Source organism: Micromonospora sp. WMMD964, assembly GCF_029581455.1.
Taxonomy (GTDB): domain Bacteria; phylum Actinomycetota; class Actinomycetes; order Mycobacteriales; family Micromonosporaceae; genus Micromonospora.
Genome location: NZ_CP120860.1, coordinates 5842455 through 5854531, shown reverse-complemented (window position 1 = coordinate 5854531; position 12077 = coordinate 5842455). Strand labels below are relative to the sequence as shown.

Here is a 12077-nt window from a genome sequence, read left to right as displayed (position 1 = left end):
GCGGTGCGGTGCGGTGCGCGAGGCGCGGTGCGCGAGGCGCGGGGCGCGCGGGGGACGGGGAGGGCGGCGTGCGGGCACGGGGCACGGGGCGCAGGCAGGGGGCGCGGGCACGGGGCGCAGGGCGCGGGCACGGGGCGCAGGGCGAGGCGAGGAAAAGTGGTGGCGACGGCGGGGCGTCGGCGCGCAGGATGCGGGTGTGATTGAGGCGTACCCGATGCAGGTCCTTGTCCGTGCGGCGACTGCCGTGCGTCGACAGCGGCCGGTTCCGGGGCGAGCCTCGATCCGCCACCGACGGCCGTGAGCGGGGCGTTCCTCGCCGGCCTGGTGGCCGGTTACGGTGTCGCCATCCCGGTCGGCGCGATCGCGATCCTCATCCTGGGGCTCAGTGCCCGTACCTCGTTCCGGGTCGGCGCGGCGGCGGCCCTCGCGGTGGCGACGGCCGACGGCCTGTACGCGGCGGTCGCCGCGCTGGGCGGCGCGAGCCTGGCCGGGATCATCGCGCCGGTCGCCGGGCCGCTGCGGGTGGTGGCGGCCGTGGTGCTGCTGGGACTCGCCGCGCACGGCCTCTGGCGGACCTGGGCCGCCCATCGTTCGAACGCGACGCCGGCGGCACGGGCCGGTCGGGGCCTGGGCACTCCGGGGCGGGCCTACGCGGCGCTGCTCGGGTTGACCCTGCTGAACCCGACGACCGTCCTCTACTTCGTCGCGTTGGTGCTCGGTCGCCCGGACACCACCGACGCGGGCCTGCTCCCCGCGGCACTGTTCGTGGCGGGTGTGTTCCTCGCGTCGGCGAGTTGGCAGTTGCTCATCGCCGGTGGCGGCACCGTGGTCGGGCGGGCGTTGAGCAGTCCGCGCGGGCGGCTGGTCACCGGTCTGGTCTCCAGCGCGCTGATCGCCGCGCTGGCGGTGCTCGCGCTGCTGCCGGGCTGAGCACCGGGCACGCCGGGCCGTGCCGTACGGTCGGGCGGTGACCAGTCGACCCGCAGCCGGCGGTGGCCGCTGGGTGGAGGTCGACCCCGCCCGCGTCGGCCGCTGGGTCGAGGGCTTCGCCGAGCGGCACGGCCCGCACACCACCACCGCGCGGGAGTACGGGCTGCTGCTCACCGCCGACGACGGGTCCACCGCCGAGTTGTACGCCCCGCCGGGGGCGTCGGCCGGCGACGACGTCGCCGGGTTCGTGGCCTCCGCCGTCGCGCCCCGCCGGATCGGCCTGCTGCTGGCCCGTAAGGGCGCGGTGGCCGTCGGCGTGGCCGAGGGGGGCGACCTGGTCGTCTCCAAGGTGGACAGCCGCTACGTGCAGGGGCGCACCGCCGCCGGCGGGTGGTCGCAGCAGCGGTTCGCCCGGCGGCGTGACAACCAGGCCAAGGCCGCCATGGGTGACGCGGCCGACCTGGCCGTACGCCTGCTGTTGCCGGAGGTGGCGAGGCTGACCGCTGTGGTCTGCGGCGGGGATCGGCGGGCGGTGGACACCGTGCTGGCCGACCGGCGATTGGCCCCACTGGTGCCGCTGCGCGCGGAGCGGTTGCTCGACGTGCCGGAACCCCGGCACACGGTGCTCGTCGCGGCGGTGACGGCGGCGCGGGCGGTGCACATCCGGCTGCGTGACCCGGAACCCGGCTGAGGGCAGGAGACGACCACCACGCAGAACGGGGTTCCCGGCCTGCCGCCGTGCCGACGGTCGGAGGATGGGCACGTGGAGTTTCTGGTGGACATGGTGACGACCGTGCCCGAGGGCACGTCGGAGGACGAGGTGGCCGCGATGCGGGCGCGTGAGGCGGCGCGTTCGGCCGAGCTGACGGCGCAGGGCAGTCTCCTGCGCTTGTGGCGACCGCCGCTGGCGCCGGGGGAGTGGCGTACGTGGGGGCTGTTCCAGGCCGACGACGCCGAGGCCTTGGAGACGGTGCTCGCGTCGATGCCGTTGCGGGCTTGGCGGCGGGAGAGCGTCACGCCGTTGACGCCGCATCCGAACGACCCGGGTCAGCCGTCCCGGTGATCCGCCGCTGAACAGGGAGATCGCACATGTCCGACACCCAGATCCTGCGTACCGTACTGGACCGGTGGAAGGCGGCCGTCGACGCCCACGAGCCGGAGCGGGTCGCCTCGTGCTTCACCGAGGACGCGATCTTCCAGGGGCTGCACCCGTACACCGTCGGCCGGGCGGGGGTCGCCGCGTACTACGCCTCGCAGCCGCTCGGCCTGACCGCCGGGTACGACATCCGGGAGACCCGCCGGCTCGCCGACGACCTGGTCCTCGGCTACCTGGACGTGCGGTTCGGCTTCACCGACCGCCCGGCCTTGAGGGTGCACCTCGGCGTGATCGTGCGGCGGGTCGAGGACGACTGGCTGATCGCGCACTACCAGGTCTCCAAGCTCGACTAGGGCCTGTTTCATAAGCGCGGTCGAGCCGAGGCGGAGCACGGGCGGCGATCCGGCAAGGCGCGGTTTCGTCCGGATACCGGTGTTGTATCCGGGCGAAACCGCAACGCCGCCGGGCGTCGTCCGGGCCCGCCGCAGGCCGGCCAGTTCTTATGAAACAGGCCCTAGCCCCGCCAGCGTGATCGGCGCTGACGGGGCGGGTCGGGTCGGGCGGGGGAGCGGTCAGAGCTGGTCGGTGCCGAAGGTGTCGCAGGTCTTCGGGGTGCCGCTGTCGAAGCCCTGCCGGAACCAGCGCTGCCGTTGCTCCGAGGTGCCGTGGGTGAACGAGTCGGGGTTGACCTGCCCGCCGGAGCGTTCCTGGATGCTGTCGTCACCGATCGCCTCGGCGGCCACCAGGGCCTCCTTGATGTCGGTCTCGGTGATCGACGTGAACAGCGGTTCCTGACCGGTCTTGTCCTTGCTCTCGGTGGAGTTCTTGGCCCAGGCCCCGGCGTAGCAGTCGGCCTGCAACTCCAGCCGCACGGAGGCGGACCGGGGGCCGCTCTGGTCACCCTGGCCGGCCTTGGCGTTGGTGCCGAGCAGGTTCTGGACGTGGTGCCCGTACTCGTGGGCGAGCACGTAGGGCTGGGCGAACTCGCCCTTCGCGCCGAACCGGGAGGCCAGCTCGTCGTAGAAGCTGAGGTCGATGTACACCTGCCGGTCGGCCGGGCAGTAGAACGGGCCGACACCCGAGTCGGCCTGCCCGCAGCCGGTGTTCACGGCGGCCTGGAAGTAGTTGGTGTCGGTCGGCTCGTACTGGCCGTCGCCCAGCTCCGGGTACGCCTTCTTCCAGTACGCCTGGATGCTGTTGACGTAGAGCAGGTTGCGGCAACGGATGTCGTCGAAGCGCTGGGCGTTGTCGCGCGAGCACACCTGCTCCAGGTCGGCGCCGCCACCGGCCTGCCCGCCGTCCTCGCCGTTGGTCATCGCGTTCAGGCCGAACCCGCCGCCGAGCAGCGCGACCAACACGGCGACGACGATGCCGATGATGCCACCCCGGCCCCCGCCGCCGGGCAGGGGGATGCCGATGCCGCCGCCCGCCCCACCGCCCCGGCCCCGGTCGTTGACCTGGGAGGTGTCGAGTTCGGCCCGCTCGTTGAGTTCCATGCTGACCCCGATCGCCGTATGTCCGTGAATGCCCTCTGTGTTGCGTTCTGTCGCTCGAAGTGCCGGACGGGGTCCGGACAGCGGTTCCGGTACCCGATGATCTTGATCGGTAATCCGGGCGGACCGCCCGGCGACGCCCGGTACACTTGTCGGGTGCTGCGCTGCGAAGGCTGAACCGCCCCGCGCCGTCGGGCCCTTGAGCCCGCCGGCCGTTTCGCGTGCCCCGAGTCAGCCTTCCAGACCCCGAGAGCGAGCCCGACACCATGATCACTGCCACCGGCCTGGAACTGCGTGCCGGTTCCCGCATCCTGCTGTCCGACACCACGCTGCGGGTGCAGCCCGGTGACCGGATCGGCCTGGTCGGTCGCAACGGCGCCGGCAAGACCACCACGTTGAAGGTGCTCGCCGGCGAGGGGCAGCCGTACGCCGGTCAGATCGACCAGCGCAGCGCCATCGGCTACCTGCCACAGGACCCGCGTACGGGTGACCTGGAGGTGACCGGCCGCGACCGGGTGCTGTCGGCGCGCGGCCTGGACGTGCTGATGGCGCAGATGAAGGAGATCGAGGAGCAGCTCGCCGAGAACGCCGACGACAAGCTGGTCCGTCGCTACGGCGCGCTGGAGGACCAGTTCGCGGCCCTGGGCGGGTACGCCGCCGAGGCCGAGGCCGCCCGGATCTGCGCCAACCTCGGCCTACCGGACCGGGCGCTCGCGCAGACCATCGGCACCCTCTCCGGCGGTCAGCGGCGGCGCATCGAGCTGGCCCGGATCCTGTTCCGCGACGCCGGTGAGAACGGCGGCGGCATCCTGCTGCTGGACGAGCCGACCAACCACCTCGACGCCGACTCGATCGCCTGGCTGCGTGGTTTCCTCGCCAACCACAAGGGCGGCCTGATCGTGATCTCCCACGACGGCGCCCTGCTGGAGTCGGTGGTCAACAAGGTCTGGTTCCTCGACGCCACCCGTTCCGTCGTCGACGTCTACAACCTGGGCTGGAAGGCGTACCTGGAGGCGCGCGAGACCGACGAGCGGCGTCGCCGTCGGGAGCGGGCCAACGCGGAGAAGAAGGCCGGCGCGCTGATGGCGCAGGCCGACAAGATGCGGGCCAAGGCGACGAAGACGGTGGCCGCGCAGAACATGGCCCGCCGCGCCGAGAAGCTGATCTCCGGCCTGGAGGAGGTACGCGTCGCCGACCGGGTGGCCAAGGTGCGTTTCCCCAGCCCGGCTCCCTGCGGCAAGACCCCGCTCACGGCGACCGGCCTGTCCAAGTCGTACGGCTCGCTGGAGATCTTCACAGACGTCAACGTGGCCGTGGACCGGGGTTCCCGGGTGGCCATCCTGGGGCTCAACGGCGCCGGCAAGACGACGCTGCTGCGGATGCTCGGCGGGCTGCTCAGCCCGGACACCGGCGAGGTGCACGCGGGTCACGGCCTGCGGCTGGGCTACTACGCCCAGGAGCACGAGACGCTGGACGTGGAGCGGACCGTGCTGGAGAACATGCGCGCCGCCGCCGTCGAGCAGTCCGACACCGACCTGCGCAAGATCCTCGGTGCGTTCCTCTTCTCCGGTGACGACGTGAACAAGCCGGCCGGGGTGCTCTCCGGTGGTGAGAAGACCCGGCTGGCGCTGTCCACGCTGGTCTGTTCCGGTGCCAACGTGCTGCTGCTGGACGAGCCGACGAACAACCTCGACCCGGTCAGCCGGGAGCAGGTGCTCGACGCGATCGCCAACTACCCGGGCGCGATCGTCCTGGTCACCCACGACCCGGGGGCGGTGCTCGCGCTCAAGCCGGACCGGGCGATCCTGCTGCCTGACGGCGACGAGGACGCCTGGAGCGACGACCTGCTCGAACTGGTCGAGCTGGCCTGACCGCGTCCCGCCCGCCGACGCTCGGCCGCGTTCTCAGCCGAGCGGGTCGACCAGTCGGCCGAGGACGCCGGAGCTGACCAGGATCACCACGCCGATGCCGATGAAGATCGTCGGCACCAGCCAGTGACCGGCGCGTTCGACCAGCCGGACCACCCGGGGGTGCCCGCCCAGCCAGGCGCCGGCGGCGCACCACAGCGCGATGAGCAGCACGAACACCAGGAGGAACACCGCGCTGTCGGCGACGCCCAGGGCCCGGAAGACGGGTACGTAGACGGCCACGTTGTCGGCGCCGTTTGCGATCGTCACCCCGGCCACACCGAGCGTTCCGGTGACGACGATGGGGGTGTCGTCCTCGTCTGGGCGCCGTAGCGCGCGGACGCCCAGTGCGATCGGCAGGAGGCCGAGAAGCCCTGTCCACGGGTCCGGCACCACGAGTAGCCCGGCCGCCACCACCGCACTCGCCAGCGCGAGCGCACCGATACCGACGTATTGGCCGGCGACAATCTGCCACGGGCGGGGACTGCCGGCCGTGCGCGCCGCGACGAAGAACAGCGTCAGAATGACGATGTCGTCGATGTCGGTCGCGGCGAAGACCACCGCCGCTCCGGCCGCCGTGCTGAACAGGTCGATCACGACGGCAGGTTACGGCTCGTCGGCGGCGGCCGGGGCCTGCGGGGGGTACGTCCGGAGGGCCGGACGCGACCGATTGCCAGGATCACTCTATCGGGAAGCTGACATTGCATAGCGTGTCGGTTGGCGAAGAGTTGATATCTGGCGCATGATCGTCCGAGGCGGTCTAATAGGTGGGACCGTATCCGAACCGCACAGTCTGGGACGTGAGGACACAGTATGGCAGCCACTGGCACAGCCACCAGCACTGAGAAAGGTCGCCGGATCGTCGGAGCCGAGCGTCAGACGCTCGCCAAGGACCTGGTAAAGCGGTACACCTCGGGGGAAAGCATCCGCGCGTTGGCGGCCTCGACCGGCCGTTCCTACGGGTTCATCCACCGAGTGCTCACCGAGTCCGGGGTGCAGCTGCGTCAGCGCGGTGGTGCCCGACGCCGCAAGAAGGCGTGACCCGCCCCTCAGCGTCGTCCACCAGCGCCGCGCCCCGGGCCGTCCGGTGACCGCCGAGGCGACCGGGGTTCGGCTGACCTGCGACGGGCCGGTTGCCACGGTGACGTTGTGCCGGCCCGACGTGCTCAATGCCCAGACGCCTTCGATGTGGCGGGCGATGAGCGACTTCTCCCGCGAACTGCCCGGCGACGTGCGGGTGGTGGTGGTCCGGGGCGAGGGGCGTGCGTTCTCCGCGGGCCTCGACCTCGCGGTCGCCGGTGCTTCCGGCCCGGGCTCGTTCGCGGAGCTGGCCGCCCTGCCCGAGCAGGAGTGTGCCGAGCGCATCGCGGAGTTCCAGGCCGGCTTCACCTGGCTGCACCGCCCGGACGTCATCTCGGTCGCCGCCGTGCAGGGCCACGCGATCGGTGCGGGCTTTCAGCTCGCGCTCGCCTGTGACCTGCGTGTTCTCGCCGCCGACGCGAGACTGTCGATGGCCGAGGTGACCCTGGGCCTGGTGCCGGACCTGGCCGGCACGAAACGCCTCGTCGAGCTCGTCGGCTACGCCCGCGCGCTGGAGATCTGCGCGACCGGCCGTCGGTTGGACGCCGCCGAGGCGGACCGGATCGGGCTGGCCACCCTCGTCGTGCCTCCGGCCGAGTTGGACGGCGCGGTCCAGGACCTGACCGCCGGTCTGCTCGCCGGGCCCCGGGACGCGGTGGTGGAGATCAAGGCGTTGCTCGCCGGCGCGGCTGGGCGATCGCACGCCGACCAGCAGCGCGCCGAGCGGGAGGCACAGACCCGTCGGCTCCGCGATCTGGCCGGCAGCGGAGAATAGGTAAGGACCGCACGGGAAGATCCGGGTTACGACCGAGGTTGTCACAGTCGTCGGGAGAATTGACCTGACGACGCGGTCTGCCCGACAACCCGGAGGTGAGCGATGTCCAACCCGATGTCCGGAGGCGGCATGGCCGGGTGGAGCATGCTCCGGTCCATGCGCAACCAGGACGAGGTCGCCACCCACCGGCTCAAGCGCGGCGTGGCCCGCCGCATCGTCGCCTTCGCCCGGCCCTACCGGCGTGACATCGTCGTCTTCCTGGCCACCGTCGTGTTGGCCGCCGTCATCGGCGTGGCCACCCCGGTGCTCGCCGGTGACGTGATCAACGCGATCAACCGGGGCGGCGCCGAGGCGGGCCGGCTCGTGGTGCGGCTGGCCCTGTTCATCGCCGCGCTGGCGGTCGCCGACGCGTTGCTCTCCCTCGCCCAGCGGTGGTATTCCGCCCGGATCGGCGAGGGCATCATCTTCAACCTGCGCACCCGGGTCTACGACCACGTGCAGCGGATGCCGTTGCAGTTCTTCACGCGTACCCAGACCGGTGCTCTGGTCAGCAGGCTCAACAACGACGTGCTCGGCGCCCAGCGGGCGTTCACCTCCACCCTGTCCGGTGTGGTCAGCAACGTCATCCAACTGGTGCTCACCGCCGCGGTGATGTTCACCCTCTCCTGGCAGATCACCGCGCTCTCGTTGGTGCTGTTGCCGATCTTCATCATCCCGGCCCGCCGGGTCGGTCGGCGGCTGGCCGACATCACCCGGGAGGCGTACAACCTCGACGCCAAGATGAACGCGACGATGACCGAGCGGTTCGGGGTGGCCGGGGCACTGCTGGTCAAGCTCTTCGGCCAGCCCGAGATCGAGGCGCGCCGGTTCGCCGGCCGGGCCGAACGGGTCCGTGACATCGGCATCCAGTCCGCCATGTACTCCCGCACGTTCTTCGTGGCGATGCTGCTGGTGGCCTCGCTGGCGCAGGCGCTCACCTACGGCCTCGGCGGTTGGCTCGCGGTCACCGGTGGCGTCAGCGCGGGCACCGTCGTGACGCTCGCGTTGCTGCTCACCCGGCTGTACGGTCCGCTCACCGCGCTCTCCAACGTCCGGGTGGACGTGATGAGCGCCCTGGTCTCGTTCGACCGGGTCTTCGAGGTGCTCGACCTCAAGCCGGGCATCGTGGAGAAGCCGGACGCGGTGCCGGTGCCCCGGGGGGCCGGTCGGGTCGACTTCCGCGACGTGCGGTTCCGCTACCCGAGCGCCGCGGAGGTGTCGCTGGCCTCGCTGGAGGAGGTCGCGACGCTCGACCGCACCGTCAACGAGCCGGTGCTCAAGGGTGTCTCGTTCAGCGTGGAGCCGGGGCAGATGGTCGCGCTGGTCGGCCCGTCCGGCGCCGGCAAGTCGACGTTGTCGATGCTCATCTCCCGGATCTACGACGTCAGCGACGGTCAGGTGCTGGTCGGCGGGGTGGACGTACGCGACGCGACGTTGGCGTCCCTGCGCGACGAGATCGGCGTCGTCACCCAGGATTCGCACCTGTTCCACGAGACGATCGCCGAGAACCTGCGCTACGCCAAGCCCGACGCCACCGACGACGAGATCTGGGCCGCGTTGGCCGGCGCCCAGGTGGCCGACCTGGTCCGGGCACTGCCCGACGGTCTGGACACCACCGTCGGGGAACGCGGCTACCGGTTCTCCGGCGGTGAGAAGCAGCGCATCGCGATCGCCCGGCTGCTGCTCAAGGCGCCGTCGATCGTGATCCTCGACGAGGCGACCGCCCACCTCGACTCGGAGAGCGAAGCGGCTGTGCAACGGGCGTTGGCGGTGGCGTTGACCGGCCGGACCGCCCTGGTGATCGCGCACCGGCTCTCCACCGTGCGCGACGCCGACCAGATCCTGGTCCTCGACGGCGGGCGGATCGTCGAGCGGGGCCGGCACGACGAGCTGGTGGCCGTCGGCGGGCTCTACGCCGAGCTGTACCGGACCCAGTTCGCTGTCGCCGACTCGCCCACCCCGTTCGTCGACGCCACCGGGCCCGAGCCGGTGGTCATGCCGCTGGGCACCTACCGCGCCGACGAGGTGCTGCCACCGGCCGCCGCGAACTGAGCCCCGGGCGGCCGTTCACGGTCGACTGAGCCCCGGGCGGCCGTTCACGGTCGATCGCATGTCGGTCGGTTGCTCTACGGTGTGCGCCATGTCGAGGTGCCCAAGCCTGCTGCCGCCCACCGTGCCCGCCGTCGCGGAGGTAGCGGTGTGACGCACTTCCTCAGGTGCCTGAGCCTCGGCCACGTGGCCGCCGTCGGTGAGCTGCTGAGCACACTCGACGAGCCGGCCCGCCGGGCGCTCGGCGACGAGCTGACGGCCCACGTCCGAAGTCGACGCGACACCTGGTGGGCGGACAAGCAGGCGACCGCCCTGGCGGTGGCCGCGGTGGGCACGTTGAGCACCGCCACCAAGACCGCGACCCTGCTCGGCCGGCGGTCGGTCGAGCTGGGTAACGCCGACCCGCAGCCGGTCGTCGAGGCGGCCCGCCTGCGGGGCGTGCCCTGGTTGGCCGAGGTGGCGTACCGGCTGGCCGAGCGGTTGCCCCGCAGTCGCTCGTGGGACGGTTGGCACTTCGTCGCCGGGCTGCTGCTGGCCGAGAAGGCACCGCCCCCCACGGCTGACGCGTTCGTCGCCGGATGGGCGCAGTCGTTGTGGATGGCGCGCTTCGAGAGCCGGCCGCAGTCCCTCGTCGAGCGGCTCCGCGCCGACCCGTTCCTGGACACGCTGCTGCCCCGACTGTTCGAGGTCGACGGGATCGGCACCGACCTGACGTTCAACGGCGCCGGTCAGGGCGTGCCGCCGGCGTTGGCGGCGCTGGCGACCGAGGGCCGACTGGACCGGTCGACGCTGCTCGACGGGGTTCTCGGCCGGCTGCTGCGCGGCGATCGGCCGACCGCGTTGCGGCCGTTCATGGCCCTGCACGACCTGCTGGCGCCCACGCCGGGAGAGGTGACGGCGCGGGCGAGCGCGTATCTGCGGTTGCTCGCCGACGCGCCGGGGCCGGTCGCCGGCCTGGCCCAGCGGGCGCTACGCGACGCGGACGGCGACCTGGACATCGACTCGGTGTTGGACACCGCGCGGGTCGTGCTGGGTCGGCCGGAGAAGGCGTTGGTGCGGGCTCAGTTGTCCTGGTTGGACCGACTGGTCCGGCAGCACCCCGACCGGGCGGCCGACATCGCCGAGGCCCTGGCGTCGGGTGTCGCCCAACCCTCCGCCGACCTGCGCGACCGCGCGCTGGCCCTGGCGCAGCGGCACGGCCATCGTCCGGCTGCCACGGCCACCGTCGCGGTGCCCGGCGACGAGCTGCCGCCACCGGTGCCGCCCGCGCTCGCGCCGCCACCGATCACCGACGTGGACGAGCTGGTGGAGGAGATCACCGGGTTGCTCGGCCAGGCGTGGCCCGCGCTGACGTTGGAGCGGGTCCTCGATGGTCTGGCCCGGCTGGCCACCCGCGAGCAGGACCGGTTGGCGGCTGCCCTGTCGCCGGTGGTGCGCCGCGCGGAGATCCGGGGGCACGACGGCAGGTCGGCGGTGTCCAACGTCCGGGCCCAGTTCAACGGGGTGCTGCTGGCCGCGGCCGCGCCGACGGAGGCTCAGCGGCGGCGTGACCAGTGGGCCCGCATCCTCGGCCAGTCGGTGACCTGGAGGGACCGCCTCTTCCGGCGCCGGTCGACGGATGAGTCGTCCACGCAGTCTCCGATCTCGCAGCTCTACTGCGCCCGACTCGCCGAGATCGGCCAACGGATGGACGGCTCGGACGATCCCGGGCTGCTGGCCGCCCCGACGTCGGTCACCGGGGCCGTCGACCCGGGGGTGCTCTACGAGCGGCTTGTCGCACTCGGCGACCGGCCCGCCTGGCGGTGGGACCTCACCCAGGCCCTGCTGCGGGTGCCCGTCGGCGTGGACGACGCCCTGGCGAGCCGCGCCGCGGCGCTCGGCACGCCGGCCGGCGACGAGCTGGCCGGCTGGCTGCGCGGGGACGCCCTACCGGCACCCGTGCAGCAGGTGGTCACGGTCGGCCGACGCGAGCGCCGCCACGGGTTCGACTACGGCTACGACCGCCTGCCGGTGCGGCGTACCGTCGTCGCCACCACCCCGCCCGAGGGCGTGGCCGACCCGATCGGCCTGCTCACCGTGGCGGTCCGCCGGGTCGGGCAGGGGCCCGCCGACTGGAGTGACCTGTGGCCGGCGCTGCTGCCGGGGCATCGGGGTCTGGTCGCCGCTCGCCTGCTGCCCGGTGTCGCCAGCGGGGCGCAGGAGGACGCCGAAGGGTTCGGCGCGGTGCTGCCGCGGCTCGCCGAGTGCACCGGCGTCGGCGGACCGGCGTTCGACCTGGCGCTGGCGTACGGGCTGTGCGCCCGACACGAGGCTGACCGGGTCGCCGCCCTCGACGCCCTCCTGATCCTGGCGGCCGCCGGTGAGCTGGACGCCCCGGGCGTCGGCGGGCGGTTGGGGGCGCTGGCGGCGGACAACCAGGTGACGCTGACCCGGGCGGTGAACCCGCTGCGGGACGCGGTCGCGGCCGGTGCCCGGCTGAGTGTGTGGTGGCTCCTCGCCGCCGCGCTACCGCCGTTGCTGGCCGCGCCGACCGCGCCCCGTGGCACGCCCGACCTGCTCGCCCTGGCCACCGAGACAGCCGGCGCGACAGGCGTCCACATCGAGCTGCCGGGGCTGGCCGACGTGGCGGCGCGCGGCGGCACGAGCCGGTTGGTGAAGGAGGCCCGCCGGCTGCGCGCCGCGTCGACCGGCTGACCCGCCGGACCGGC

At 72.7% G+C, this 12077-nt stretch carries 11 protein-coding genes; 9 read left to right on the top strand and 2 right to left on the bottom strand.

The window, feature by feature from the left end; genetic code table 11:
• The first annotated feature begins 297 nt into the window (after positions 1-297).
• The 4 genes from O7616_RS26630 (at position 298) to O7616_RS26615 (ending at position 2379) form a co-directional block, all read left to right on the top strand.
• Positions 298-930 (top strand): LysE family transporter, encoded by a 633-nt coding sequence (locus O7616_RS26630; protein ID WP_282304514.1) that lies wholly within the window; start codon positions 298-300, stop codon positions 928-930.
• 37 nt (positions 931-967) lie between these two features.
• Complete coding sequence (locus O7616_RS26625; protein ID WP_282304513.1) at positions 968-1621, top strand: acVLRF1 family peptidyl-tRNA hydrolase; 654 nt, start codon at positions 968-970, stop codon at positions 1619-1621.
• A gap of 72 nt (positions 1622-1693) precedes the next feature.
• Positions 1694-1993, top strand: a complete 300-nt coding sequence (locus O7616_RS26620) for a muconolactone Delta-isomerase family protein (protein WP_282304512.1) — start codon at positions 1694-1696, stop codon at positions 1991-1993.
• A gap of 26 nt (positions 1994-2019) precedes the next feature.
• A complete protein-coding gene (locus O7616_RS26615) occupies positions 2020-2379 on the top strand; it encodes an SgcJ/EcaC family oxidoreductase (protein ID WP_282304511.1) in 360 nt (119 codons plus the stop codon).
• A 219-nt stretch (positions 2380-2598) separates the two neighbouring features.
• Here the strand turns inward: O7616_RS26615 and O7616_RS26610 are convergent, their stop codons facing one another.
• The gene (locus tag O7616_RS26610; protein ID WP_282304510.1) at positions 2599-3522 is read right to left on the bottom strand and encodes a neutral zinc metallopeptidase; all 924 of its coding nucleotides are present in this window, start codon (positions 3520-3522) and stop codon (positions 2599-2601) included.
• Positions 3523-3785: 263 nt separating this feature from the next.
• Between O7616_RS26610 and O7616_RS26605 the strand changes: the two genes are divergently transcribed.
• Entirely contained in the window at positions 3786-5390 is a 1605-nt protein-coding gene (locus O7616_RS26605; protein WP_282304509.1) for an ABC-F family ATP-binding cassette domain-containing protein, read from the top strand.
• A 33-nt stretch (positions 5391-5423) separates the two neighbouring features.
• Here the strand turns inward: O7616_RS26605 and O7616_RS26600 are convergent, their stop codons facing one another.
• The gene (locus O7616_RS26600) at positions 5424-6023 is read right to left on the bottom strand and encodes a cadmium resistance transporter (RefSeq protein WP_282304508.1); all 600 of its coding nucleotides are present in this window, start codon (positions 6021-6023) and stop codon (positions 5424-5426) included.
• 216 nt (positions 6024-6239) lie between these two features.
• On the opposite strand from O7616_RS26600, the gene O7616_RS26595 reads away from it, so the two are divergent.
• The 4 genes from O7616_RS26595 to O7616_RS26580 all read left to right on the top strand — a co-directional run bounded on the left by O7616_RS26595 (position 6240) and on the right by O7616_RS26580 (position 12063).
• Entirely contained in the window at positions 6240-6467 is a 228-nt protein-coding gene (locus O7616_RS26595) for a helix-turn-helix domain-containing protein (RefSeq protein ID WP_007462679.1), read from the top strand.
• Between the two features lie 46 nt (positions 6468-6513).
• Entirely contained in the window at positions 6514-7281 is a 768-nt protein-coding gene (locus O7616_RS26590; RefSeq protein ID WP_282304507.1) for an enoyl-CoA hydratase/isomerase family protein, read from the top strand.
• A 114-nt stretch (positions 7282-7395) separates the two neighbouring features.
• Complete coding sequence (locus O7616_RS26585) at positions 7396-9372, top strand: ABC transporter ATP-binding protein (protein ID WP_282264830.1); 1977 nt, start codon at positions 7396-7398, stop codon at positions 9370-9372.
• 147 nt (positions 9373-9519) lie between these two features.
• Positions 9520-12063 (top strand): DUF6493 family protein, encoded by a 2544-nt coding sequence (locus O7616_RS26580; protein ID WP_282304506.1) that lies wholly within the window; start codon positions 9520-9522, stop codon positions 12061-12063.
• Positions 12064-12077: the final 14 nt, after the last annotated feature.

What these genes read in the sequence shown, in the direction of transcription:
- O7616_RS26615 (WP_282304511.1), top strand. Translation starts at nt 2,020, where the DNA reads ATGTCCGACACCCAGATCCTGCGTACCGTACTGGACCGGTGGAAGGCG.
- O7616_RS26610 (WP_282304510.1), bottom strand. Translation starts at nt 3,522, where the DNA reads ATGGAACTCAACGAGCGGGCCGAACTCGACACCTCCCAGGTCAACGAC.
- O7616_RS26605 (WP_282304509.1), top strand. Translation starts at nt 3,786, where the DNA reads ATGATCACTGCCACCGGCCTGGAACTGCGTGCCGGTTCCCGCATCCTG.
- O7616_RS26595 (WP_007462679.1), top strand. Translation starts at nt 6,240, where the DNA reads ATGGCAGCCACTGGCACAGCCACCAGCACTGAGAAAGGTCGCCGGATC.
- O7616_RS26585 (WP_282264830.1), top strand. Translation starts at nt 7,396, where the DNA reads ATGTCCGGAGGCGGCATGGCCGGGTGGAGCATGCTCCGGTCCATGCGC.